Source organism: Acidovorax sp. 106 (genome assembly GCF_003663825.1).
In the GTDB taxonomy this organism is placed as follows: Bacteria; Pseudomonadota; Gammaproteobacteria; order Burkholderiales; family Burkholderiaceae_C; genus Acidovorax.
In genome coordinates, this window is sequence record NZ_RCCC01000001.1 from 3364714 (window position 1) to 3388413 (window position 23700).

Consider the following 23700-nt stretch of genomic DNA (forward strand, 5'->3'; position numbering starts at 1 on the left):
CAGGAGACACAAAAATGGCACGAATGAAATTCATCTGCGACGCTGAGCGTTGCATCGAGTGCAACGGCTGCGTGACCGCTTGCAAGAACGAACACGAAGTCCCGTGGGGCGTAAACCGCCGCCGCGTGGTGACTCTGAACGACGGTGTGCCCGGCGAGAAGTCCATCTCGGTGGCTTGCATGCACTGCAGCGATGCCCCTTGCATGGCCGTTTGCCCCGTCAACTGCTTCTACCGCACCGAAGAGGGCGTGGTGTTGCACGATAAGGACGTGTGCATTGGCTGCGGCTACTGCAGTTACGCCTGCCCCTTTGGCGCGCCCCAGTTTCCATCGCAAGGCACGTTTGGCGTGCGCGGCAAGATGGACAAGTGCACCTTCTGCGCCGGTGGGCCCGAAACCCACGGCAGCCAGGCCGAATTTGAAAAATACGGCCGCAATCGCCTGGCCGAAGGCAAGCTGCCCGCGTGCGCAGAAATGTGCTCGACCAAGGCGCTGCTGGCTGGCGATGGCGATGTGGTGGCGGACATCTTTCGCAACCGTGTGGTGCAACGCGGCAAGGGCGCCGAAGTGTGGGGCTGGGGCACGGCCTACGGCTCCAAGCAGGCGGGCCAACCCCCCGCAGGAGCCAAGTCATGAAGCGCATTGTCTCTACCCTCTCCATGGCCCTTGTCTTGGGCGCAGCCCTGTCGGCCTGCTCCGAGAAGCCGCAGACCGGCGGTGGCGTCAAGCACGACGCCGCACCCTACGCGGGCACCGGCAGCAACTTCACGCAGCCCGGCTGGACTGCGGGGGACAAGACCAGCTGGGAGCAGCAGTTGCGCGCACGCCAGCAATACGGGCAAAACGAGTACTCCCGCAACCAGAAGCCCTGAGCGAGGTCCGCCATGAAACACAGTCTCTGTGCCTTGCTGCTGACCTTGGGTGCCTTCGCTGCGCAAGCCCAGACGCCCGCCGGGCCGACCGCCTCGGGCACCGTGGGCCAGGCACCTGCTGCCGCTGCGGTGGCAGGCGTGCAAGGCCAAAACATTTTTGAAGTGAAGCCCGACGCCAGCGCCGAGCTCGGCTATGCCGAGCAAACCAACGGTGAGCGCATGAAGGTGCAGCCCGGCAACAACGCGCCCATGTGGCGCCAGGTGGGGCAGGGCGTGACGGGCTACAGCAGCCTGCCCAAGGCCCAGGCCCCCGAGGCGGGCAACCTGATCCAGCCCTTTGTGCAGTACCCCGGCTCGCGCTTTACCAATGCGGGCGAGGCTTGGCGTGAGGTGCGCAACCAATGGATCATTCCGTACGGTGCGGCGCTGTTCGCCATCGTGCTGCTGGCCTTGGGCATCTTCTACTTCGCCAAAGGCCCCATGGGCCACGACCACCCGGACACGGGCACCAAAGGCATTGAGCGGTTCACGCCGTTTGAACGCGCAGCCCACTGGGCCAATGCGTTTGCGTTCATTGCACTGGCGGTCTCTGGCATCGTCATGGCGTTTGGCAAGTTCTTCCTGTTGCCTGTGTTGGGCAGCACGCTGTTTGGCTGGCTGACCTATGCGCTCAAGAACGTGCACAACTTCATGGGCCCGTTGTTTGCCGTGTCTCTGGCCGTCATCGTGCTCACGTTCATCAAGGACAACATCGCCAACCGCGCCGACTTTGTGTGGCTGGCCAAGGGCGGTGGCATGCTGGGTGGTGGCGATGGCCACGAGGTGCCTTCGCACCGCTTCAATGCGGGTGAGAAGGGCCTGTTCTGGTGGGGCATCACCATCCCTGGCATCTTTGTGGTGGCCACGGGCTTGGTGCTCGACAAGCTCATCCCCGGCTTTGGCGATGTGCGCGGCGACATGCAAATCGCCCACATGATCCACGCGACCTTGGCGATCTGGATGATGGCGCTGATTTGCGGCCATATCTACATGGGCACCGTGGGTATGAAGGGTGCCTACAAGGCCATGAAGACCGGCTATGTGAGCGACGCCTGGGCCAAGGAGCACCACGAGTTGTGGTACGACGACGTTCAGGCCGGCAAGATCCCACGGCAACGCAGTGCAGCCCCCCAGGCGGGTGCTGCCGCAACGCCATCTGCGGGCCAACCCGCACAGGTATGAGGCAACGCACCATGACGCATTTTTTCCGACCCTCCGTGCTCGCAACCTTGGCATTGGGCCTGAGCGCACTGTGCTCTGTGGCCTCGGCCAAGCTGCCAGCCCCCAGCCCTGAAGCCGCAGAAAAAGCCGCCGAAGCCGCTGCCAAGGCCGCTTGGGCAGGCAAGGTAGACAACTACAAGCTGTGCCAGTCACAAGACCGTGTAGCAGCGCACTACCGCAAGTCCAACAAGGACGCCAAACCGGCTGCGGCAGTGCCTGCCTGTGCCGAACCAGGGCCTTTTGCCTACACCCCACCTGCAGCCAAGCCGCAAGAGGCGGCCGGTGCCCATTCGCCACCCGGCACGGCCAGCAGCCCGCCTAGCACGAACACGCCAGCGGCCTCGGCGCCCAAGTCTTAAGAGCAGCTAACAAAACTCTTCTGGCTTCGTTGCCGCGTCTTGTCGTACTACGCGTACTGCCTGCGACGCAGCGCCTAGCCACAACCGCTACGCTGAGTTTTGTGAGCCGCTCTCACTCTGAAGGGGTCTTTACCCCTGACTTCCCCAAGCCGCAAGCGCACTTCGCTTGCGGCTTTTTTGCGTGTACCCTGCCGCCATGACCGCTGCCATGCCCCACCCCGTTCCTGGTTCTACCCTGGCCTTGCCGCACTTGACCCAGGCGCAGGCACCGCTGACGCATGCGGTGGAGGTGATCAATGAACGGGGCGAGACCGAGGCCGTGCACATCCCCGCTGAGCGGCCCCTGACCGTGTATGTGGATCGGCGTGAACTCGTCACCCTGATGACGCTGGGTGCCCACCCCGAGCTGCTGGTGCTGGGCTACCTGCGCAACCAGCGGTTGGTGGAGTCGGTGTTTGACATCGAGTCCATCACCGTGGACTGGGACGTGAATGCCGCCGCCGTGCGCACGCGCCACGGCATTGCCCGCATTGAAGAGCGCACCGCCAGCAAGGTGGTGACCACAGGCTGCGGCCAGGGCAGCGTGTTTGGTGGATTGATGGACGAGGTGGACCGCATTGAACTGCCCGAAGCCCAGTTGACCCAATCGCAGCTGTACGGCTTGGTCAACGCCATTCGCCTGAAAGAGACGACCTACAAGTCTGCGGGCTCGGTGCACGGCTGCGCTCTGTTCCGGGGCGATGCCATGCTGACCTTTGTGGAAGACGTGGGCCGCCACAACGCCATCGACACCATTGCAGGCTGGATGTGGATGAACCCGGAACCGAAGTCCCTGGACGGCAGCGATGCCATCGATCTGGAAGAGGGGCAGGGCGGTGCGGCCCCCTTTCAGCCCATGGCCGGGGCCGACAAGGTGTTCTACACCACCGGGCGATTGACCAGTGAGATGGTCATCAAGTCTGCCCAGATGGGGGTGCCCATCGTCGTCTCGCGCAGCGGCATGACGCAAATGGGCCACGCCGTGGCGCAGCAGCTGGGGCTGTGCGCCATTGGCCGGGCGACCAACCGGCGTTTTGTTTGCTACACGGGCGTACACCGGCTGGTGTTGCAGCCTGGGTTGGCCTGAGCGTGGCGCTGGCCTCCTTGTTGAATGCATGGTTGCTATTAAAAACGTAGCTGCTAGCGCTTGTTGAATAAGCGCTAGGTGCCATTTTTATCTAATGGCATGATTGGGGCATGACCGTCGAGCCACAATCCACAGAAGCCCCCGCGCCTTCCCCTGTTCCTGCCGCCTCTACCGCTCCAGACGCCTCCTCCGCCCCCGTGGCACAGGCTGGGGCTGCGGGCGGCGCACCGCCATCCCATCCCGCCGCCGGGTCTGCTGTATCCACGCGCCTGCCCTGGTACCGCTGGGTGCTGGAGAGCCTGCGCGCCGCTGTCTTCATGGCCCCCCGCACGGGGGCGGCAGCGCCCACCCCGGCGCAGCTCATCAGTGCCATGGTGGTGAGCTGGGGCTTGGTGGTGCTGGGCGAATGGTGGGCTGCCGTGGCCGTGGGGCCGGTGGAATTCAATGCCCAGGCGTGGCTGGGCCAGCATTGGTTGTCGTTGGCATTGCTGGGCGCGGCCTGGTGGGCCATGTGGCCGGTGCAGAAACAGGCGCCTGGACCGGCTGGGGCGCTGGCAGGTGGTGTGCCTGCCTGGCTGCTGTTGAGTAGCTTGGCTGTGCTGCCGTGGGTGATTCCTTTGCTCTTGATTCCTGCGAGCGACGAGGCCAGTGCTGGCATGCCTGCCTGGCAAGACCGTTTGGCCTGGACGCTGCCCGAGCTGCTGCTGGGGCTGTCTGCCATTGCCGTCATCTTGTGTTCGTATGCCGTTTTGGTGCGGCTCACGGCGCGTTTCGTGCGGTCGCGCTGGCGCACTGCGGTGTTTGCGCTGTGCCTGGTGGCGGGCACGGCCGTGCAATTGGGCTTGGGGGTGGAGCCCACCTGGAAGCCCGTGGTGGATGCGCAGGCAGCGGCCGATGCGGCCGACGCCGAAGGGCAAGACCCGCAACCCGCAGGCGTGCCTCTGTCGCAATCGGTGTTTGAGGGCCAGCAGCTCATGCTGGAGGCCTACACCCAAGACCTCACCCCCGAGCGCCCCGGCGTGGTGGATGTGTACGGCCTGGTATTTGCCCCCTATGCGGGCGAAGAGGTGTTTCGCCGCGAAAGCACTATGGTGAGCGACCTGCTGCAAGACCGTTTTGACGCCGATGGCCGGGTACTGCACCTGCTCAACCATGCCGAGACGGCCGACACCCACCTGTGGGCCACGCCAGAGAACCTGCGCAGCGCCGTGGACGCTTTGGCCGTCACTATGGACCGCGAGCAGGACGTGCTTGTGGTCTACATGACCTCGCACGGTGCGCGCAACCACCAACTCGCTGCCGCCCACCCGCCCTTGCAGGTGGACCCGATGACGCCTGAGTTGCTGCGCCACATGCTGGACGACGCGGGCGTTCGCCACCGCGTGATTGCCATCTCGGCCTGCTATTCCGGCGGCTGGGTTGATACGCTGGCCACCCCGTCCACGCTCATCATGACGGCCGCAGACGCCACGCACACCTCCTACGGCTGCGGCACGCGCTCTGAGCTGACCTTCTTTGGACGTGCGGTGTTCGACGAGCAACTGCGCAGCACTTACTCCTTCACCGAGGCCTTCCAAAAAGCCGTTCCCATCATCGCCCAGCGCGAGGTGGAGGCGGGCAAGGCCGATGGCTTCTCCAACCCGCAGATGCGTGTGGGGGCCGAGATTGACCCCGTGCTCAAAGCCCTGGCCCAGCGCCTGGCGTCTGAGGCGGCCATGCCTGCGCCCATGCAGCGGCCCGGTGGCAAAGGCCTGGTCGCGCAAACCCCTATGGCGCACCGCGCCGTGCAATTGCGCTAAGGTTTGCGCCCATGAATCTGTCCTTCTTGCGCCTGGGTTGGCGCACCTTGCTGCGCGACCTGCGCGCGGGCGAGCTGCGTTTGTTGATGGTGGCCGTCACGCTGGCGGTGGCCGCGCTCACCTCGGTGGGCTTTTTTGCCGACCGCCTGCAAGGCGGCCTGCAGCGCGATGCCCTGCAACTGCTGGGCGGCGATGCCGTGGTGGCCAGCGACAACCCCACGCCCGCAGCCTTTGTGGACAAAGCCCGTGCGCTGGGCTTGCAAACTGTGGGCACCATGGGCTTTCCCACCATGGGCCGCGCCAGCGATGCGCAAGGCGGTGCCAGCAAGCTCGTGGCCTTCAAAAGCGTAGAGGCGGGCTACCCGCTGCGCGGCACCCTCAAAGTGGCCAACGCACCGGGCGGCCCAGAGCAAACCACCCGGGACATTCCCGCCCCCGGCGACGTGTGGGTGGATGCGCCCTTGCTGGACGCGCTGGGCCTGGCCATGGGCGACAAGCTGCTGCTGGGCGATGCCCAGTTGCGCATCGCCCGCATCATCGTCATCGAGCCCGACCGGGGTGCGGGCTTCATGAGCTTTGCGCCGCGCGTCCTGCTCAACGCGGCCGATGTGCCCGCCACCGGCCTGGTGCAGCCCGCCAGCCGCATCACCTACCGCTTTGCCGTGGCGGGGGCACCCGCCGCCGTCAAGGCCTTTGCTGATTGGGCCAATGCCGAAGTCAAAAAGCCCGAGGTGCGTGCCGTGCGGGTCGAGTCGCTAGAGAGCGGCCGCCCCGAGATGCGCCAGACGCTGGACCGCGCCCAAAAGTTCTTGAACCTCGTGGCCTTGCTGGCCGCGCTGCTCTCGGCCGTGGCCGTGGCGCTGGCGGCACGCGGCTTTGCGGCCGACCACCTCGATGCCTCGGCCATGCTGCGCGTGCTGGGGCAAAGCCAGCGCACCATTGCGGGCGCCTACACCACCGAATTTGCGCTGATCGGCCTGTTTGCCAGCGCCTTGGGCGTGGCCCTGGGCTACCTGGTGCACAACGTGTTTGTGATGCTGCTGGCCGGGCTGGTGGAATCGGCCTTGCCCGCGCCCAGCCTGTGGCCCGTGGCCTTTGGTTTGGGCATGGGGCTCACGCTGCTGTTTGCCTTTGGCCTGCCGCCCGTGCTGCAGCTGGCCCAGGTGCCGCCGCTGCGCGTCATCCGCCGCGACGTAGGCGGGCTCAAGCCTGCATCGCTGGCCGTGCTGTGCGTGGGTGTGGCGGGCTTTGCCGCGCTGCTGCTGGCCGTGAGCAGCGACCTCAAGCTGGGCCTCATCGCCGTGGGTGGCTTTGCTGGGGCCGTGGCCCTGTTTGCGGGCCTGAGCTGGGTGGCCGTGAAGCTGCTGCGCAAAAGCGTGAATGAGACCACCGCCCCGCGCTGGCTGGTGCTGGCCACACGGCAAATCTCGGCCCGCCCGGCCTATGCCGTGGTGCAAGTCAGCAGCCTGGCCGTGGGCCTGCTGGCCCTGGTGCTGCTGGTGCTGCTGCGCACCGACCTCATCAGCAGCTGGCGCCAGGCCACCCCGCCCGATGCGCCCAACCGTTTCGTCATCAACGTGATGCCCGAGCAGGCCGACGATTTTCAGAAAACCCTGCAGACCAGCGGCGTGGCCAAGTACGACTGGTACCCCATGATCCGTGGCCGCCTGCTGGCCGTGAATGGACAACCCGTGGGGCCGGACACCTACACCGAAGACCGCGCCAAGCGCTTGGTGGACCGCGAGTTCAACCTCTCTACCGCCGTTCAGCAGCCTGACCACAACCAGATCGTGGCAGGCCGCTGGACCGACAACGAAGCCGGTGCCGTGAGCGTGGAAGAGGGCATTGCCCAGACCCTGGGCCTCAAGCTGGGCGACCGCGTGTTGTTTGACATCGGCGGCGTGCAGAACGAAGCCCGCATCACCAGCCTGCGCAAGGTGGACTGGGGCTCGATGCGCGCCAACTTCTTCGTCATGTACCCGGTGCAGCAGCTCGAAGGCGTGGCCGTGACCTATCTGGCCGCGTACCGCGCCCCTGAAACCCAGGGCTTTGACAACGCGCTGGTGCGCCAATTCCCCAACATCACCAACGTGGACATGGCCAGCACCATCACCCAAGTGCAGCGCGTTCTCGATCAGGTCATCCGTGCGGTGGAATTTTTGTTCGCCTTCACGCTGGCAGCGGGCTTGGTGGTGCTGTTTGCCGCCGTCACCGCCACCCGCGAAGAGCGCGCCCGCGAGTTCGCCATCATGCGCGCCGTGGGGGCCCGCGCCAGCCTGCTGCGCCAGGTGCAGCGGGCCGAGCTGTTGGGCGTGGGCCTGCTGGCGGGCTTTTTGGCCAGCACCGTGGCTGTGGCCGTGGGTTGGGCGCTGGCGCGCTACGTGTTTGACTTTGCCTGGACGGCATCGCTGTGGGTGCCACTGGTCGGCTCTTTGGCCGGTGCCGTACTGGCCCTGCTGGCCGGCTGGTGGGGTCTGCGCGATGTGCTGCGCCGCCCCGTGGTCGAGACACTGCGCCGCGCTGCCGAGTAATTGCTATAAAAAGTAGAGCTGCTAGCGCTTGTTTATCAAGCGCTAGAGGCCCATTTGATGATGAATAACGAGAACCCAACCACCCCCGCCACGCCAGCCACGCCCTTTGAATGGATCGGGGGCGAGGCCCGCGTGCAGGCCCTGACCGACCGCTTCTACGACCTGATGGACCTGGAGAGTGCCTACACCGAACTGCGCGCAGCCCACGGTCCCGATTTGGACAATGCCCGGCAAAGGCTCTTTTGGTTTCTGTGCGGCTGGCTGGGCGGCCCCTCGTACTACACCGACCAGTTCGGCCACCCACGCCTGCGTGCGCGGCACATGCCGTTTTCCATCGGCATCAAAGAGCGCGACCAGTGGGTGGCCTGCATGGACCAGGCCATGGGCGAGACGGGCGTGCCCGACGACCTGCGCGCGCGCCTGCGCGAGAGCTTCATGGGCACGGCCGACTGGATGCGCAACAAGGGCGTGTAGGGAAGGGGTGGTGCTGGCTGCACCGCGCCAAACACCCACCACCCATAGGCCCATGCGGGTGTTTTGAGGGGGCCTCTTTGCACAATGGCCCGGTCATTGTTGTCAGAGATCACACACTACCCATGAAGACACCTTCCCGCTCATCTGCCGCTATTGCTGCCCTGGCCGTGGCCGCTTTGCTGGCGCCGCACCTTGCCCACGCCAAGCGGCTGGGTGGTAGCAAAGCTGCGCAGCCCACCCGCAGCGCCCCGGCGCCTGCAGCCCCGGCTGCGACGAAGGCTGCCAGCCCCGCTGCACCTGCAGCCACCAATCCTGCACCCGCAGCGACCACCCCGGCCACGGCAGCCAACACCCCAGCCACTGGCGCACCGTCGGCCGCACCCGCTGCGGCACCGGCAGCAGCGCCCAGCATGATGGGCACCATGGGGGCCGTCGCTGTGGGTGCCGTGGCAGGCACCATGGCAGGCAATGCCTTGGCCAGTGCCACTGCGCCATCCGACAAGGAAAAGAAGGCCAAGGAAGCCGAGGCAGCCGACAAAGAGGCGGCGGATTTGCAACGCAAAACCGACGAAGCCAAAGCCCGCGCCGAGGCCGCACGCAAAGCCAACAAGCCCAAAGACGCGGAAGCTGCGGACAAGGAAGCCGCAGAGTTGCAGCGCAAGGCCACCGAGGCCAAAGCCAAGGCGGACGCTGCCCGCGCTGCTGCCAAGTAATGCCGATGAAGCCCCGCTCCTGCATGGCGGGGGGGAATAGGGCGGGGCGCTGAGGGGCTGGCAGCTGGATTAGGGTGGGTTGGGGTTACGTGGTCGCTCAAAAAGCGAACCAGGCCACCCAGTCGATGTGGCGCATTTGGGTTGAGGGGTGCTCGCTTTGCCTGGGCTTCAGTGGCCTCGCGCTACCCTCACTTCAAGGCCGTGGAGCCTTCATCCAGCCCGCCATCCCATCCACCGCCTCGCGCTCCATGCCAATGAAGCCGTGCCAGTGCAGCGCCTCGCACACATGGCCCGTGGGGTTTGCGCCGCCATTGAGCATGATCTCCTTCTTGACCGGCGCGTTCGTCAGCCCGCGCAAGATCGCAGGCACCTCGTGTGGTTTGCACAACGGGCAGGCGTCCTGGGCATGGTGCATCACTAGCACCGGCACCCGGATGCGGTCCAGCGCCTGCTTGGGGATGGCCCCAGGTTTTTGGTCGCTGACCACACTGGCTGTCAGCACCAGCCCCGCCATCTCGCCGGGCAGATGAATCGCCGCCGCCGTGGCAGAAATCGTGCCCCGGCTGGTGCCCACCAGCCACACGGGTGCATCCGCCTTGTGCTTCACAAACTCCAGCACCTTGTGCACATCGGCCATGTGCGTCTCGCTGATCCGGTCGGCATAGCCCAGGTCCTGCGTGTCGCTGGGCCGGCCGAAGATGGCCACATTGAACCCGTTGGCCACAAAGTAGGGCGCAGAGCGCACCAGAAAATTCTGCCCCGTGGCCCTGCCTGCCTCCACCTTGCCAAAGCCCCCAGCCCCTCCAGGAAACAGCAGCACCGTGGCGTTAGCGCCAGGCACTGCCTCCCAGAACAGCGTAGTCGTGACGCCATCGCGGGTCGGCACTTTCAGCAAGCTGCCCTCGGCGTGGCACAAGGCTGCCAGCGCCCAAAGGGCAAGGGTGGTCAATAGCTTGGTCATTCAAGTCGGGGCAAAACAAGGCCAGGCATGGATTGCCGCGTGATCTATGCAGTAGACAGGGGTAAAGAGTCTATTTAGCCTGCTGCCGCTCGGCTGCGTCCCGGTACGCCAGCAAAAAACCGTCCGACGCCACCTGATCTGCCAGTGCCCTCAGCAGGCCTGCAGACTCAGGCCCCAGCACCTCTTCCACGCGGTGGTTCACGGCAGACCACGCCTGCAAAGCCTGCTTGAGTCGGGCCTTGCCCTGCTCGGTGAGTGCAGCACGCTTGGTGCGTTTGTCTTGGGCATCCGGCTGCAGGGCGACGAGCCCATCGCGCACCAAAGGCCTTAGCGCATGCGTCAATGCCGAAATCTGTATCGCGAGCGCGCCAGCCAACTCCAGCAGCGTGGGGCCCAGGGCCGTTTGAACATCGGTCATCTGGTCGATCGTGCCCGCCAGGGTGACTTGGGTTGCTTTCAAGTCCACACACTCCGCAGCCTCGTCGTACAGATATGCCAGCCTGCGGGCCGCCCGCCGGATCGAGATGTTCGTGCACGGCAAATCGCCCAGCGTTTCTCTCTGGTAGCTGCAGGGGTTTTCAGGGCCCATGTCGGTGGTCGACGGGTTTTTCATCGGTCAGATTGTCCCCCAGCCTCAAGCCCCGTCCAAGCACACTCTGCTATTCACTTGAGTGCTCAATGGTTTTGCCAAATGCATATAGTTGTGCACTCAACCCAGTTGCTTTGGCCTGCCAGCGCACTGCGCTCACGGCCTCTTTCCACCCTGACCACGATCCATCCCATGCTATTTCACCCTCTGCAAGTCGGCGCCCTGACACTTCCCAACCGCATCCTGCTGGCACCCCTGACGCGTGCACGCGCAGACGCGGGCCACATGCCCAACGCCATGATGGCCGAGTATTACGCCCAGCGCGCCAGCGGCGGTTTGCTCATCACCGAATGCACGATGGTGGCCCCCAACACCTCGGCTTTTATCGCAGAGCCTGGCATTTATTCCGACGAGCAAGTTGCCGCCTGGAAGCAAGTGACATCGGCTGTGCATGCCAAGGGCGGCCGTATTTTCATGCAAATCTGGCACGCAGGCCGGGCCGCGCACCCTGCCATCAACGACGGTGCACGCACCGTCTCGTCCACCGCCACGCCAGTGGAGGGCGACATCCACACCCCCACGGGCAAGGTGCCGCACGTACCCGCCCATGTGCTCACAGAAACTGAAATTCCCGCCATCGTGGCTGCCTTCGTCCAGGGCGCCAAAAACGCCATTGCCGCAGGCTTTGACGGCGTGGAAGTGCACGGCGCCAACGGCTATCTCATCGATCAGTTTTTGCGCGATGGCGCGAACGACCGCACCGACGGCTACGGCGGCTCCATGGAAAACCGCGCACGCTTCCTGTTTGAAGTGCTGACTGCCGTGACCGCTGCCATCGGCAGCGACCGCGTCGGCCTGCGCCTGTCGCCCCTGAACAGCTTCAACAGCATGAAAGACAGCGATCCCGTGGCCCTGATCGGCTTCCTGGCTGAAAAGCTCAACGCCTACAAGCTGGCCTATCTGCACGTCATGCGCGCAGACTTCCTCCAAGCCCAGCACGGTGATGTGATGACCGTGGCACGCGCCAAGTACCAAGGCGTGCTGGTCGGCAACATGGGCTACACCGCCGAAGAAGCCACCCAGGCCATTGCCGACGGCAAGCTCGATGCAGTGGCCTTTGGCACCAGCTTCTTGGCCAACCCCGATCTGCCCGCACGCATCAAGGCCGGCGCGCCACTGAATGCGCCCGACGCCAATACGTTCTATACGCCTGGCCCTGTCGGCTACACCGACTACCCCACGATGGCGGCGTAAGCCACCTTCTCGCGCTGCCGCGCGCAGCGCTGCGGTGAACGCGCCCGGCGCTAGCTGAAGTTGCGCGAAGGCCAAAGAAAAAGCCCTGCCACAGTGAAGTGGCAGGGCTTTTTTGTGTGGGGAGGTTGGGGCGGAGCCTTTGCTTCAACCTCAACCTGCTAATCGATAAGGGGTCCTGGCGGAGACTGTGAGATTCGAACTCACGGACGGTTGCCCGTCGGCAGTTTTCAAGACTGCTGGTTTAAACCACTCACCCAAGTCTCCAGATTTGGAAGCTGCGTATTCTAGCTGCTTGCGCGGGCGGTTTTGGTGAGCATGCCGCGTGTCTCGATGAACGCGATGACTTCGGCCAGGCCGTCCAGTGTTTTGAGGTTGGTCATGGAGAAGGGTTTGAGGCCCTGGGCGTTGGTGCGCATGCGGGTGGTGTCGGCACGCATCACATCGAGGTTGGCGCCTACGTGGGGGGCCAGGTCGGTTTTGTTGATGACGAACAGGTCGCTTTTGGTGATGCCGGGGCCGCCTTTGCGGGGGATTTTTTCGCCCGCGGCCACGTCGATGACGTAGATGGTGAGGTCGCTCAGCTCGGGGCTGAAGGTGGCGGCCAGGTTGTCGCCGCCGCTTTCCACAAACACGATGTCGGCGTTGGGGAACTCGCCCAGCATGCGGTCGATGGCCTCTAAGTTGATGGAGCAGTCTTCGCGAATGGCGGTGTGGGGGCAGCCGCCGGTCTCCACGCCCAGGATGCGCTCGGCGGGCAGGGCGCCGCTGACGGTGAGCAGGCGCTGGTCTTCCTTGGTGTAGATGTCGTTGGTGATGGCGATGAGGTCGTAGTCGTCGCGCATGGCCTTGCACAGCATCTCCAGCAGCGTGGTTTTGCCGGAGCCTACGGGGCCGCCAATGCCTACGCGCAGCGGGGGCAGGTTTTTGGTGCGGTTCGGGATGTGGTGCAGTGCGGTGGTCATGGTGTGTTTTGTGGCGTAATTTGCTATTAAATAGATAGCTTCTAGCGCTTATATTGCTTGCGCTAGGAGCGAAAAAGCCTTGAATATTGCACTTCGTGCTGGGCGCTTAGGATGGCCAGCATGGGCGAGAAGGCCTGGCGCTCGCTGTCCATCAGGCCGATGGCGTGGTCTGCGGCGGGCGGAATGGCGTCTGCCAGCCGGGCCAGGATGCGCTGGCCTGCGCTTTGGCCCAGCTGCATGGATTTGAGGGCGGCCTGCACCATGTTCTCGGCCCAGCCAAAGGCGTAGGCCAGCAGCACATCGCGCACGGGGGCTTGGGTGACGGAGGCGGCCAGAGCAAACGCCACGGGGTAGGTGGGGGGCAAGGCGGCCAAGTGGCGCACGGCGGGCATCAGGGCCTCGTCGCCTTGGTACTGGTTGCGCAGCCAGTCGGCCATCGAGCGGCCCATTTGCTCGGTTTGCAGGCGCAGCTCGCTCGTTTCGCGGGTGTGCAGCACCCAGTCGTTGAGTTCGCGCACATGCGCCAGGTCGCCGCCGTGGCCGCGCCGCCAGGCACCTACGGCCTTGGCGATGAGGGCCATGTCGCCACGGGCCTGGGTGATGTGCAGCTGGTCCAGCAGCCAGTCGCCTACGGCGGCTTCGCTGGCGAGGCCCGCGTTTTCAATGGCGCTTTCCAGCCCTTCGGAATACGAAAAACCGCCCACGGGCAGCGCTGGGGAGGCCAGCCACATCAGCTGCAAGAAGCTGGCGGCGGGCAGGGGCGTGGGGCGGTCGGTGCGCATGGTGGCGGTGGGTTAGCCCAGTGGCTGGGGGTGTGGGGCGAGGTGGCGCGTGGAGCACGCCCTGGCTTCGACAGGCTCAGCCCGAACGGATGGAGTGGGCTCGACGGGTGCCCTGGCTTCGACGGGCTCAGCCCGAACGGAGAGGGGGTTGCGCTGCGTGCGGCCCATTGCCAGCTCAGTGGTCGTGGTTGCAGTGGGGGCCGTGCACATGCCCTTGGGCGACCACCGGGATGGATACGGTGCGCCCACGGGCAGGGGCTGCGGCAGTTGCAGCGGGGGCGCTGGCATGGCTGTGATCGTGGCTTTGCCCATGATCGTGGGCATGTGAGTGTGGATGGTCGGGGTCGTGACCGTGGTGATGGTCGTGCCCATGTCCATGACCCCCGTGGTGGTGCCCGCCGCCATGCCCTGCGGCATACGCACCGCCTTCGGGTTCAAACGCCAGGTGCTGCTCGGTCACGATCAGGTGCATGGCGCGCAGCATGTCGGCCAGCACATGGTCGGGTTCGATCTTGAGGTGGTCGGGCTGTAGCTCGATGGGCACATGGCGATTGCCCAGGTGGTAGGCGGCGCGGGTCAGGTCAAACGCAGTGCCGTGTTGTTGGCAGTGGGTGATGACCAGCACCGGCTGCGGTGCTGCGACCACGCGGACCAGCGAGCCGTCTTCGGCCACCAGCACATCGCCGCCGCGCACAAAGGTGCCACGCGGCAAGAAAACGCCCAGCTCGCGCCCGGCCGAGTCGGTGGTGGAAAAGCGGCTTTTTTGGCGCACGTCCCAGTCGAGTTCGACGGTGCTGGCGCGCTTGAGCAGCACGGGGGCCAGGCCTTGGCTTTGGGGGATGAGTTTGGAAACCTGGATCATGGTGGTGCGGTCGGTATAGGGGTGTTGCTCGGGCTGCGGCTCGGGTGGGGTGTCAGACCCTGGGCGTGACAGTGTGTGCTGCCCGCATTGTGGCGCCGCCTGGCCATGCCCCGGTGCAACAGTGCCAATGTTCTAAAGCGCCCGTGTCATGAAGCGGCTGTGCGGGTCTGGGCCATAGCTGCCAAAGGGCTCGCAGTCGATAAAGCCGTAGCGCAGGTAGAGCTGGTGTGCAGGCTCAAAAAACGGCTGGCTGCCTGTTTCCAGGCTGATGCGCTCGTAGCCCAGGTCTACCGCCTGGCCCAGGATATGTTCTAGCACCGCGCGGCCCACGCCCTGGCCGCGCACCGCCGCTGCAGTGCGCATGGACTTCAGCTCGGCATGCCCGTCGCCCAGGTGTTTGAGGGCGCCTGTGCCCACCAGCCGGCCCGGGGCGGCGGCAGCGTCGTCAGGCAGCCAAGCGGTCCAGAAGCGGATTTCGGGCTGGCGCAGCCGGACCATGTCCAGCGCGTGCACGCTTTCGGGGGGCGAGGTGGCGCGCATGTCCCGCAGGTGCTCCTCCATGAACGCCTCGATGCGCGGGTCGCTCAGGTCGTCCAGGCGAATGTGTAGCAAGGTGGGGTGGGTAGCCATGCGTTGCTCAGAACAAAAAGTAGCGCTGGGCCATGGGCAGCACGGTGGCGGGTTCGCAGGTGAGCAGCTGGCCGTCGGCACGCACGGTGTAGGTTTGCGCGTCGATTTCCATCTTGGGCGTGTAGCTGTTGTGCACCATGTGCTGCTTGCGCACGCTGCGAATATTGCGCACGGCAGACAGCCGCTTGGTCAGGCCAAAGCGCTCGCCAATGCCTGCGTTCAGCCCTGCTTGCGAGACAAAGGTGAGCGAGGTCTTGGCCACGGCCCCGCCAAATGCGCCAAACATGGGCCGGTAGTGCACCGGCTGCGGCGTGGGGATGGATGCATTCGGGTCACCCATAGCGGCCATGGCGATGAGCCCGCCCTTCAAGATGAGCGCGGGCTTCACACCAAAGAACGCGGGTTTCCAGATCACGATGTCGGCCCACTTGCCCACTTCGAGCGAACCCACTTCATGGGCAATGCCGTGGGCAATGGCGGGGTTGATGGTGTACTTGGCCACGTAGCGCTTGATGCGGAAGTTGTCGTTGCGCTGCAGGATTTCGGCCAGCTCATCGCGGCCTGCAGTGGGGGCCAGCCAGCCGCGCTGCACCTTCATCTTGTGCGCTGTCTGCCAGGTGCGCAGGATGACCTCGCCCACACGGCCCATGGCCTGGCTGTCGCTGCTCATCATGCTGATAGCGCCCAGGTCGTGCAGGATGTCTTCGGCGGCAATCGTCTCTTTGCGGATGCGGCTTTCGGCAAAGGCCAGGTCTTCGGCAATGCTGGCATCGAGGTGGTGGCACACCATGAGCATGTCCACATGCTCGTCCAGCGTGTTGTGCGTGTAGGGCATGGTGGGGTTGGTGGACGATGGCAGGAAGTTGTCCTCGCCCACCACGCGCAGGATGTCGGGCGCGTGCCCGCCGCCTGCGCCTTCGGTGTGGAAGGCGCAGATGCCGCGCCCGGCCACGGCGGCAATGGTGTTCTCTACAAAGCCCGATTCGTTGAGCGTGTCGCTGTGAATGGCCACCTGCGTGTCGGTCTCGTCCGCCACGTCCAGGCAGTTGCTGATGGCCGAGGGCGTGGTGCCCCAGTCTTCGTGCAGCTTGAGGCCGATGGCGCCCGCGTTGATCTGCTCGTGCAGCGCATCGGGCAGGCTGGCGTTGCCTTTGCCCAAAAAGCCGATGTTCATCGGGAAGGCATCGGCCGCTTGCAGCATGCGCTCCATGTTGAAGGGGCCTGACGTGCAGGTGGTGGCCAGCGTGCCCGTGGCGGGGCCGGTGCCGCCGCCCAGTATGGTGGTCACGCCACTGGCCAAGGCTTCCTCAATCTGCTGCGGGCAGATGAAGTGGATGTGGCTGTCGATACCGCCTGCGGTGACGATGTTGCCCTCGCAGCTGATGACCTCGGTGCCGGGGCCGATGATGATGTCTACGCCCGGCTGGGTGTCGGGGTTGCCTGCCTTGCCGATGGCGGCGATGCGGCCTGCCTTGAGGCCAATGTCGGCCTTGAAGATGCCGGTGTGGTCAATCACCAAGGCGTTGGTCAGTACGGTGTCTACCGCCCCTTGTGCATTGGTGCGCTGGCTTTGGGCCATGCCGTCGCGGATGGTTTTGCCGCCGCCAAACTTCACTTCTTCACCGTAGCTGCCCGCGCGCAAGGTGTAGTCGGCCTCGACTTCAAGGATGAGTTCGGTGTCGGCCAGGCGCAGGCGGTCGCCCACGGTGGGGCCGAACATTTCGGCGTAGGCGCGTCGTCCAATGGTTGCCATGGGGTTGCTCCGCAAGAACTGGATACTATGTTTTTGATAGCTGCCAGCGCTTATTTATCAAGCGCTAGAGGCCGATTTGTTTCAATGTTCAGAGCGCGCCGTGCGTCAGGCCCTGAAAGCCGTACACCTTGCGCTCGCCCGCGTAGTCCACCAGCTCGACGGTGCGCTCCTGCCCAGGCTCAAAGCGCACGGCGGTGCCAGACGCGATGTTCAGCCGCATGCCGCGTGCAGCCGTCCGGTCAAAGCCCAGGGCGTTGTTGGTTTCGGCAAAGTGGTAGTGCGAGCCGACTTGAATGGGCCGGTCGGCGGTGTTGCGCACCACCAGGGTCAAGGTGCGGCGGCCGGTGTTGAGCGGGTGCTCGCCGGGTTCGGTGATGAGTTCGCCTGGGATCATGGTCAGTTATCCATGGTTGGGTTTACACCCTCTCCCCTGGCGGGAGAGGGGCTTGTCGGCTTGGTAAGCGCGCAGAGGGCCCGTGCCATCACGCCACCTGCATCAGCAGGGCACCGCCCATCACCGCCACGGCCATGCCTGCGGTGCGGCTGATCCACACCGTGCGCTGGCGCAGCGCCCAGCCTGCGGCCAGGCCCGCGCAGTGCAGCAGCACGGTGGCTGCGAGCATGCCCACCAGGGTGGGCCAGGCACTGGCCTCGCCCGCCAGCTCCAGCCCGTGCGCCACGCCGTGGAACACGGCAAACACCCCCACGCCCAGCGCAGCCACCAGGCCCGGCACGCGCAGGCGCGACACCACCAGCAGGCCGGTGACGAGCAGCGAGGCCGCAATCATCGGCTCGACCGCAGGCACGGCCACGCCCTGCAGGCCCATCACTGCGCCCACCAGCAGCATGGTGGCAAAGCCCACAGGACCCCAGGCCAGCTCGGGCCCGGCCTTGCGCGCTGCCAGCGCACTCCACAGGCCCACGGCCACCATGGCGGCCAGGTGGTCCAGCCCGAACAGGGGGTGTAAAAAGCCGCTGATGAAACCGCTATGACTGTGCGCTTCTACGCCTGTATGGGCGCTAGCGCTCATGGATAAAGCGCTGGCAGCTATCAGAATAAGAGCGGATTTGGTGCGAGTGGAAAGCATGGGTGAATCTCCAAAAAAGGGGGCGGGCCGTGTCAGCGCCCTGGCGTCTGGTGGACAGGCGTAGTGCGAGGCGCGCTGGATTGCGCCAGTGCCACCGTGCAACTGGCTTTGCCAGGCCACCGGTTGCGTCCCCCTCGGGGTAAGGTGCCGAAGGCGACACAGGGGGGCTTCATAAGATCGGTTGGTGCACCGTCACGAGCTTGGTGCCATCCGGAAAGGTGGCTTCGACCTGAATGTCCGGAATCATCTCGGCAATGCCGTCCATCACGTCGGCGCGGGTCAGCACGGCGCGGCCTTCGCTCATGAGCTGGGCCACGGTCTTGCCATCGCGCGCGCCTTCCATCACAGCGGCGCTGATCAGGGCCACCGCCTCGGGGTAGTTGAGCTTCAGGCCCCGGGCCTTGCGGCGCTCGGCCAGCAGGGCAGCGGTAAAGATCAGGAGCTTGTCTTTTTCGCGAGGGGTCAGTTCCATGGTGTACCGAGTGATTGAGTGGACGCTAGCCCATCATAGGCAGCAAGCCCCGTGCCCGCCATACGCCAGAGGGCGCAGGTGCGGCGAAGTTAGGGCGGAGTGATGGGGCTGGTCCGAACTGACTGGAGCCGCTTGTAGCCGTTTGGAGCCGTTCACTGAGCGCAGTCGAAGCGCCGCGCAAGGCTTCGACAGGCTCAGCCCGAACGGTGGTTTCCCGTTCCATGGTGCCGACGCCATCCAAGGAATCTGTGGCATGGAACCTGCACCCTGGCACCCCATGTCCATGCTTCCCGCAACCCCCGCCGACCCCAGCCAGCCCCCTCAGCAGGTCGTCAAGGTTCGCCGCGACTACAACAGCTGGGTAGCGACCGAGACCATGGAAGACTATGCGCTGCGCTACACCCCGCAGCGCTTTCGCAAGTGGTCGGAGTGGCGGGTGGCCAACACGGCGTTTGGGGCAGCGTCGTTCCTGATCCTGGAAGCCGTGGGGGCCACGCTGCTGGTGCAATATGGCTTTATTAACGCCTTCTGGGCCATTGTGGCCACGGGGCTCATCATCTTTTTGGCGGGCTTGCCCATCAGCGTGTATGCGGCGCGTTATGGCGTGGACATGGATTTGCTCACGCGCGGCGCGGGCTTTGGCTACATCGGCTCCACGCTCACTTCGTTGATCTACGCCAGCTTCACGTTCATCTTTTTCGCGCTCGAAGCCGCCGTGATGGCCTATGCGCTGGAGCTGGCGCTCGACATTCCGCCGCGCTGGGGCTACCTGATTTGCGCACTGGTGGTGATCCCGCTGGTCACGCACGGCGTGTCGGCCATCAGCCGCCTGCAGGTGTGGACGCAGCCGCTGTGGCTGGTGATGCTGGTGGTGCCGTTTGGGGTGGTGCTGATGCGCGATCCTGGTGCGTTTTCCGGTATTTCGCACTATGGTGGTGAATCCGCGCTAGGAAATCGCTTTCAACTGCCCATGTTTGGTGCGGCGCTGACGGTGGGCATTGCCCTCATCACCCAGATGGGGGAGCAGGCCGACTATTTGCGCTTCATGCCTGCACCCACGCCGGGCAGGCGCGGGCGCTGGTGGCTGGGCGTGCTGGTGGGCGGGCCCGGCTGGGTGGTGCTGGGTGTGCTCAAGATGCTGGGCGGGGCGCTGCTGGCCTACCTGGCCTTGAGCCATATGGTGCCGGTGGACCGGGCGGTAGACCCCAACCAGATGTACCTGGCGGCGTATGAATACGTCTTCCCCAACTACAGCTGGGCGGTGGCGGCCACGGCGCTGTTCGTGGTGGTGTCGCAGCTCAAGATCAATGTGACCAACGCCTATGCGGGGTCGCTGGCGTGGTCCAACTTTTTCTCGCGCCTGACGCACAGCCACCCGGGGCGGGTGGTGTGGGTGGTGTTCAACACGCTGATTGCCTTCATGCTGATGGAGATGAACGTGTTCCGCGCCATGGGCGAGGTGCTGGGGTTGTACTCCAACATCGCCATCGCCTGGATCATGTCGGTGGTGGCCGACCTGGTCATCAACAAGCCGCTGGGCCTGTCGCCCAAGGGCATTGAATTCAAGCGCGCGCACCTGTATGACATCAACCCGGTGGGCGTGGGGGCCATGGCGCTGGCGTCCAGCGTGTCCATCAGCGCGCACTTGGGGTTGTTTGGCCCGCTGCCGCAGGCGTTCTCGGCGGTGATTGCGATGGCCGTGGCTTTTGTCACCGCGCCGCTCATTGCCTGGGCCACCCAGGGCAAGTACTACATTGCCCGCCGCAGCGAGCCGGTACCCGACCCGGTACCTGATCCGGTGGCGGTGCCCATGCACGGGCCGGTCAGCGGCCAGGTCGGCACCGGCACCGGCACCGGTGGCGACGGTGGCAGCTATGTGCGCTACACCGTGCAGCGCTGCGTGATCTGCGAGCGCGAATACGAAGCCCCCGACATGGCCCAGTGCCCCGCCTACCGGGGCGCCATCTGCTCGCTGTGCTGCACGCTGGATGCCCGCTGCGGCGACCTGTGCAAGCCGCACGCCAGCATGGCGGTGCAATGGTCTGCCGCGCTGCGCTGGGTGCTACCGCGCGCGGTGTGGCGCTATCTGGACACGGGCCTGGGGCACTTTTTGCTGCTGATGCTGGTGATTGCCCCGCTGCTGGCCGCCGTGATGGGCCTGCTGTACCACCAAGAGCTCAACACCATCGCCCAGGCCATGACCGACACCGAAGTGCTGGCCGCCCCCGAGGTGGCGCTGCGCTCGGGCCTGCTCAAGGCGTATCTCGCGCTGCTGGTCATCTCGGGCATCGTGGCGTGGTGGCTGGTGCTGGCGCACAAAAGCCGCCAGGTGGCGCAAGAAGAATCCAACCGCCAGACCGGCCTGCTGGTGCGAGAAATTGACCTGCACCGCCAGACCGACGAAGCCCTGCAGACCGCCCGCAGCGTGGCCGAGCAAGCCCGCCAGGTGGCTGAAGAAGCCAAGCGCGCCGCCGACCAGGCCAACCAGGCCAAGAGCCGCTACATCAGCGCCATCAGCCACGAGATCCGCACGCCGCTGAACTCCATCCTGGGCTATGCGCAATTGATGGGCGAAGACCCTACGGTGCCTGCGCACCGCAAGCAGGCAGTGCATGTGATTCGCCGGGGGGGCGAGCATTTGCTTTCGCTCATCGAAGGCACGCTGGACATTGCCCGCATCGAATCAGGCAAGCTCACGCTCGATGTAGCGCCCATGCGCTTTGCCGATGGCCTGCACGAGATGGCCGGCCTGTTTGAATTGCAGGCCGCCGCCAAGGGCTTGGCCTTTGTGTTTGATGTGCAGGGCGTGATTCCCGAGGTGGTGCGCGCTGACGACAAGCGCCTGCGGCAAATCCTCATCAACTTGCTGGGCAACGCCATCAAGTTCACCGCGCAGGGCACCGTCACGCTGCGCGTGCGCTATGCCCGCGAAATGGCGCGCATCGATGTGCAGGACACGGGCCCCGGCCTGTCGGTGGATGAGATTGAGCGCATCTTCGAGCCCTTCACGCGCGGCGGCTCGGGCGGCAGCAGCGCCACAGCGGGCGCCCCCGGTGCGGGCCTGGGGCTGACCATTGCCAAGATGCTCACCGCGCTGATGGGCGGCGAGCTGACGGTGACCAGCCAGCCCGGCGTGGGCTCGGTCTTTCACGTCAAACTCTTTTTGCCCGAGGTGCATGCCGACGCGCTGGGCAAGCAGGGCGGTTGGGCCGCGCCTGCACTGCGGGCCCTGCGCGCGCCCAGGCCCCGCACCGGCTACGCGGGCGAGCGCCGCCGCATTCTGGTGGTAGACAACGAAGAGCCCGACCGCGAGCTGCTGCGCCAGTTGCTGGAGCCTTTAGGCTTTGAGCTGCGCCAAGCCGCCAGCGGCCACGATGCGCTGGACCTGCTGGCCACGGGCTACCGCCCCCACGCCATCTTCATGGACCTGGCCATGCCCGGGATTGACGGGTGGGAGACCATTCGGCGCATTCGCGCGCAGGGCTGGGCTGCGGCGACTGGTGGCGGTGCTGAAGACCCGCCCGACCATGGGCAGGAGGCAGGCGCCTGCATTGCCGTGGTCTCGGCCAACGCCTTTGACAAGACCCTGGAGAACGACGCGGGCATTCGCCCAGAGGACTTCATCGTCAAGCCTGTGCGCCACAGCGAATTGCTGGACTGGCTGGAGCGCCGGCTGGAGCTGGTGTGGCTGGATGACGCGCCTGCGGTGGCCCTTGTGCCCCAGCCGCCTGCCTTGCCAGCGTGGCAGCCCACAGCAGGCGGGCAGCGCCCCGGGCCGGTGCGCGACGTGCCGCAGGATGCGGGCGCTGCGGCATCTGCACCTCCTTCCCTATCTGCACCTTACTCAGCACCTTCATCGGCACCTTCATCTGCGGCGCCAGCCCCAGCCGGGCTGCGCACAGCACCGCCCGCAGCCGCGCTGGCCGATCTGGCGCAGTCCGTATCGCTGGGTTACTACCGGGGTATCCTCAACGCGCTGGCCGACATCGAGCGCCAGCACCCCGAGCATGCTGCCTTTGTGCTGCACATGCGGCAGTTGGCGCAGCAGTTCCAGTTCGACGCCATGGGCCAGATCCTGGAGCAAGAAGCCTCACCATGAACAGTCCCCCTCTGGCCCCCTCCATGCCGCCATCTCCCGCCCACATGCTCGACCGCGCCGACAGCGATGTGGTGCTGATCGTAGACGACGTGCCCGACAACCTGGCCGTGCTGCACGACGCACTCGACGAATCGGGCTACACCGTGCTGGTCGCCATGCATGGCGAGGCGGCCTTGCAGCGCGCTGCGCAGGCGTTGCCCGACATCGTGCTGCTCGACGCCATGATGCCCGGCATGGACGGTTTTGAAGTCGCGCGGCGCCTGAAGGCCAGCCCCGCCACCGCGCACATCCCCATCATCTTCATGACCGGCCTGACCGAGACCGAGCACCTGGTGGCCGCGTTAGAGGCCGGAGGCATCGACTACGTCACCAAGCCCATCAAACCGCGCGAGGTGATGGCCCGCATGCAGGTGCACCTGGGCGCCGCCCGCAAGGCCCGGCAAGACGCCGCCCAAGCCCGCGAGGCGCGCAACGCGCTCGACGCCTTTGGCTACGCCAGCATCACCGTGCGCGCGTCAGACGGCCGCATCGTCTGGCAAACCCCGCTGGCGCGGGAGCTGCTGCAAAGTTACTTTGGTGAGGTGGGGCCCGATGGCACACCCACTGCTTATGGCCAGTGGGCCCCCGAGCCCGTGCAGGCCTGGCTGCGCCGCCATGTGCTGGCCGACAACGCCGCCGAGCTGCTGGCCGCGTCGCTGGCCGAGCCACCGCGCCTGGCGGTAGAGCAGGGCGCGCGCCGCCTCACCTTTCGCCTGCACCAGCAGGCAGGCGACAGCGCGGGCGGCGGTGACTGGCTCATCGTGATGCGCGAGGTGTCTGACGCGAAGATCATCGAATCGATGAGCCTGTCCTTCAAGCTCACCGCCCGCGAGGCCGAGGTGCTGTACTGGGTGGTCAAGGGCAAGATCAACCGCGACATTGGTGACATCCTCGGTGCTAGCCCCGCCACCGTCAAAAAGCACCTGGAGCGCGTGTTTGCCAAGCTGGGGGTAGAGACGCGCACGGCGGCGGCAGGTATGACTATGAACCGGATTCGGCAGTTGCACCCGCAGTTTGAAGGATGAGTAGCAACGAGGCGGCTGAGGCCTCCTCGTGTGCCATTGGGATACCCTTGT

Annotated in this window: 22 protein-coding genes and 1 tRNA gene; 12 read left to right on the forward strand and 11 right to left on the reverse strand. The window is 65.4% G+C overall.

Annotated elements, in window-relative coordinates; genetic code table 11:
• Positions 1-14: 14 nt before the first annotated feature.
• The 9 genes from fdh3B to C8C98_RS21820 all read left to right on the forward strand — a co-directional run bounded on the left by fdh3B (position 15) and on the right by C8C98_RS21820 (position 9133).
• Positions 15-635, forward strand: a complete 621-nt coding sequence (fdh3B, locus tag C8C98_RS14980; protein WP_099658511.1) for a formate dehydrogenase FDH3 subunit beta — start codon at positions 15-17, stop codon at positions 633-635.
• The gene (locus C8C98_RS14985) at positions 632-871 is read left to right on the forward strand and encodes a hypothetical protein (RefSeq protein WP_121454922.1); all 240 of its coding nucleotides are present in this window, start codon (positions 632-634) and stop codon (positions 869-871) included. The genes fdh3B and C8C98_RS14985 overlap by 4 nt, the downstream gene beginning before the upstream one ends.
• Positions 872-883: 12 nt before the next feature.
• Positions 884-2092 carry a formate dehydrogenase subunit gamma gene (locus C8C98_RS14990; RefSeq protein WP_121454923.1) on the forward strand — a complete coding sequence of 403 codons (1209 nt, stop codon included), beginning with the start codon at positions 884-886 and terminating at the stop codon, positions 2090-2092.
• Between the two features lie 11 nt (positions 2093-2103).
• Positions 2104-2490 (forward strand): hypothetical protein, encoded by a 387-nt coding sequence (locus C8C98_RS14995; RefSeq protein WP_121454924.1) that lies wholly within the window; start codon positions 2104-2106, stop codon positions 2488-2490.
• Positions 2491-2686: 196 nt separating this feature from the next.
• Entirely contained in the window at positions 2687-3616 is a 930-nt protein-coding gene (locus C8C98_RS15000; RefSeq protein ID WP_121454925.1) for a formate dehydrogenase accessory sulfurtransferase FdhD, read from the forward strand.
• A 110-nt stretch (positions 3617-3726) separates the two neighbouring features.
• The gene (locus C8C98_RS15005) at positions 3727-5415 is read left to right on the forward strand and encodes a C13 family peptidase (RefSeq protein ID WP_121454926.1); all 1689 of its coding nucleotides are present in this window, start codon (positions 3727-3729) and stop codon (positions 5413-5415) included.
• A gap of 11 nt (positions 5416-5426) precedes the next feature.
• Positions 5427-7946, forward strand: a complete 2520-nt coding sequence (locus C8C98_RS15010) for an ABC transporter permease (protein WP_121454927.1) — start codon at positions 5427-5429, stop codon at positions 7944-7946.
• A gap of 60 nt (positions 7947-8006) precedes the next feature.
• The gene (locus C8C98_RS15015; protein ID WP_370450410.1) at positions 8007-8420 is read left to right on the forward strand and encodes a group II truncated hemoglobin; all 414 of its coding nucleotides are present in this window, start codon (positions 8007-8009) and stop codon (positions 8418-8420) included.
• A gap of 122 nt (positions 8421-8542) precedes the next feature.
• Positions 8543-9133, forward strand: coding sequence for an ABC transporter substrate-binding protein (locus C8C98_RS21820; RefSeq protein ID WP_158600174.1), 591 nt, complete (start codon positions 8543-8545; stop codon positions 9131-9133).
• A 193-nt stretch (positions 9134-9326) separates the two neighbouring features.
• Here the strand turns inward: C8C98_RS21820 and C8C98_RS15025 are convergent, their stop codons facing one another.
• Entirely contained in the window at positions 9327-10094 is a 768-nt protein-coding gene (locus C8C98_RS15025; protein WP_121454930.1) for an alpha/beta hydrolase, read from the reverse strand.
• Between the two features lie 70 nt (positions 10095-10164).
• Positions 10165-10707 (reverse strand): MarR family winged helix-turn-helix transcriptional regulator, encoded by a 543-nt coding sequence (locus tag C8C98_RS15030; RefSeq protein ID WP_121454931.1) that lies wholly within the window; start codon positions 10705-10707, stop codon positions 10165-10167.
• A 168-nt stretch (positions 10708-10875) separates the two neighbouring features.
• Here C8C98_RS15030 and C8C98_RS15035 point away from each other — a divergent pair, with 168 nt between their 5' ends.
• Positions 10876-11937: an alkene reductase gene (locus tag C8C98_RS15035; protein WP_121454932.1), complete on the forward strand. Its 1062-nt coding sequence runs from the start codon at positions 10876-10878 to the stop codon at positions 11935-11937.
• A gap of 176 nt (positions 11938-12113) precedes the next feature.
• Here C8C98_RS15035 and C8C98_RS15040 read toward each other — a convergent pair.
• The 9 genes from C8C98_RS15040 to C8C98_RS15080 all read right to left on the reverse strand — a co-directional run bounded on the left by C8C98_RS15040 (position 12114) and on the right by C8C98_RS15080 (position 18486).
• Positions 12114-12201: transfer RNA gene (locus C8C98_RS15040), tRNA-Ser, on the reverse strand.
• Positions 12202-12221: 20 nt separating this feature from the next.
• Positions 12222-12899, reverse strand: coding sequence for an urease accessory protein UreG (gene ureG, locus C8C98_RS15045; RefSeq protein ID WP_121454933.1), 678 nt, complete (start codon positions 12897-12899; stop codon positions 12222-12224).
• 62 nt (positions 12900-12961) lie between these two features.
• On the reverse strand, positions 12962-13681 hold the full coding sequence (locus C8C98_RS15050) for an urease accessory protein UreF (protein ID WP_121454934.1): 720 nt from the start codon (positions 13679-13681) through the stop codon (positions 12962-12964).
• 175 nt (positions 13682-13856) lie between these two features.
• Complete coding sequence (ureE, locus tag C8C98_RS15055; RefSeq protein ID WP_121454935.1) at positions 13857-14543, reverse strand: urease accessory protein UreE; 687 nt, start codon at positions 14541-14543, stop codon at positions 13857-13859.
• Between the two features lie 132 nt (positions 14544-14675).
• Positions 14676-15173: a GNAT family N-acetyltransferase gene (locus C8C98_RS15060; protein WP_121454936.1), complete on the reverse strand. Its 498-nt coding sequence runs from the start codon at positions 15171-15173 to the stop codon at positions 14676-14678.
• A 7-nt stretch (positions 15174-15180) separates the two neighbouring features.
• Positions 15181-16926 (reverse strand): urease subunit alpha, encoded by a 1746-nt coding sequence (gene ureC, locus C8C98_RS15065; protein WP_121454937.1) that lies wholly within the window; start codon positions 16924-16926, stop codon positions 15181-15183.
• A gap of 88 nt (positions 16927-17014) precedes the next feature.
• Positions 17015-17320 carry an urease subunit beta gene (locus C8C98_RS15070; protein WP_121454938.1) on the reverse strand — a complete coding sequence of 102 codons (306 nt, stop codon included), beginning with the start codon at positions 17318-17320 and terminating at the stop codon, positions 17015-17017.
• Positions 17321-17408: 88 nt separating this feature from the next.
• Positions 17409-18014: a HupE/UreJ family protein gene (locus C8C98_RS15075; RefSeq protein WP_121454939.1), complete on the reverse strand. Its 606-nt coding sequence runs from the start codon at positions 18012-18014 to the stop codon at positions 17409-17411.
• Positions 18015-18183: 169 nt separating this feature from the next.
• On the reverse strand, positions 18184-18486 hold the full coding sequence (locus C8C98_RS15080; protein WP_121454940.1) for an urease subunit gamma: 303 nt from the start codon (positions 18484-18486) through the stop codon (positions 18184-18186).
• 277 nt (positions 18487-18763) lie between these two features.
• Between C8C98_RS15080 and C8C98_RS15085 the strand changes: the two genes are divergently transcribed.
• Both C8C98_RS15085 and C8C98_RS15090 read left to right on the forward strand, forming a co-directional pair.
• Positions 18764-22585, forward strand: a complete 3822-nt coding sequence (locus tag C8C98_RS15085; protein ID WP_121456291.1) for an ATP-binding protein — start codon at positions 18764-18766, stop codon at positions 22583-22585.
• Complete coding sequence (locus tag C8C98_RS15090) at positions 22582-23649, forward strand: response regulator (RefSeq protein ID WP_121454941.1); 1068 nt, start codon at positions 22582-22584, stop codon at positions 23647-23649. Before C8C98_RS15085 ends, C8C98_RS15090 begins: the two co-directional genes overlap by 4 nt.
• The last annotated feature ends 51 nt before the right edge of the window (positions 23650-23700 follow it).

Excerpts from the sequence above, each read along its gene's own strand:
- fdh3B (WP_099658511.1), top strand. The coding sequence starts at position 15 with ATGGCACGAATGAAATTCATCTGCGACGCTGAGCGTTGCATCGAGTGC.
- C8C98_RS14985 (WP_121454922.1), top strand. The coding sequence starts at position 632 with ATGAAGCGCATTGTCTCTACCCTCTCCATGGCCCTTGTCTTGGGCGCA.
- C8C98_RS14990 (WP_121454923.1), top strand. The coding sequence starts at position 884 with ATGAAACACAGTCTCTGTGCCTTGCTGCTGACCTTGGGTGCCTTCGCT.
- C8C98_RS14995 (WP_121454924.1), top strand. The coding sequence starts at position 2,104 with ATGACGCATTTTTTCCGACCCTCCGTGCTCGCAACCTTGGCATTGGGC.
- C8C98_RS15000 (WP_121454925.1), top strand. The coding sequence starts at position 2,687 with ATGACCGCTGCCATGCCCCACCCCGTTCCTGGTTCTACCCTGGCCTTG.
- C8C98_RS15005 (WP_121454926.1), top strand. The coding sequence starts at position 3,727 with ATGACCGTCGAGCCACAATCCACAGAAGCCCCCGCGCCTTCCCCTGTT.
- C8C98_RS15010 (WP_121454927.1), top strand. The coding sequence starts at position 5,427 with ATGAATCTGTCCTTCTTGCGCCTGGGTTGGCGCACCTTGCTGCGCGAC.
- C8C98_RS15015 (WP_370450410.1), top strand. The coding sequence starts at position 8,007 with ATGAATAACGAGAACCCAACCACCCCCGCCACGCCAGCCACGCCCTTT.
- C8C98_RS21820 (WP_158600174.1), top strand. The coding sequence starts at position 8,543 with ATGAAGACACCTTCCCGCTCATCTGCCGCTATTGCTGCCCTGGCCGTG.
- C8C98_RS15025 (WP_121454930.1), bottom strand. The coding sequence starts at position 10,094 with ATGACCAAGCTATTGACCACCCTTGCCCTTTGGGCGCTGGCAGCCTTG.
- C8C98_RS15030 (WP_121454931.1), bottom strand. The coding sequence starts at position 10,707 with ATGAAAAACCCGTCGACCACCGACATGGGCCCTGAAAACCCCTGCAGC.
- C8C98_RS15035 (WP_121454932.1), top strand. The coding sequence starts at position 10,876 with ATGCTATTTCACCCTCTGCAAGTCGGCGCCCTGACACTTCCCAACCGC.
- ureG (WP_121454933.1), bottom strand. The coding sequence starts at position 12,899 with ATGACCACCGCACTGCACCACATCCCGAACCGCACCAAAAACCTGCCC.
- C8C98_RS15050 (WP_121454934.1), bottom strand. The coding sequence starts at position 13,681 with ATGCGCACCGACCGCCCCACGCCCCTGCCCGCCGCCAGCTTCTTGCAG.
- ureE (WP_121454935.1), bottom strand. The coding sequence starts at position 14,543 with ATGATCCAGGTTTCCAAACTCATCCCCCAAAGCCAAGGCCTGGCCCCC.
- C8C98_RS15060 (WP_121454936.1), bottom strand. The coding sequence starts at position 15,173 with ATGGCTACCCACCCCACCTTGCTACACATTCGCCTGGACGACCTGAGC.
- ureC (WP_121454937.1), bottom strand. The coding sequence starts at position 16,926 with ATGGCAACCATTGGACGACGCGCCTACGCCGAAATGTTCGGCCCCACC.
- C8C98_RS15070 (WP_121454938.1), bottom strand. The coding sequence starts at position 17,320 with ATGATCCCAGGCGAACTCATCACCGAACCCGGCGAGCACCCGCTCAAC.
- C8C98_RS15075 (WP_121454939.1), bottom strand. The coding sequence starts at position 18,014 with ATGCTTTCCACTCGCACCAAATCCGCTCTTATTCTGATAGCTGCCAGC.
- C8C98_RS15080 (WP_121454940.1), bottom strand. The coding sequence starts at position 18,486 with ATGGAACTGACCCCTCGCGAAAAAGACAAGCTCCTGATCTTTACCGCT.
- C8C98_RS15085 (WP_121456291.1), top strand. The coding sequence starts at position 18,764 with ATGTCCATGCTTCCCGCAACCCCCGCCGACCCCAGCCAGCCCCCTCAG.
- C8C98_RS15090 (WP_121454941.1), top strand. The coding sequence starts at position 22,582 with ATGAACAGTCCCCCTCTGGCCCCCTCCATGCCGCCATCTCCCGCCCAC.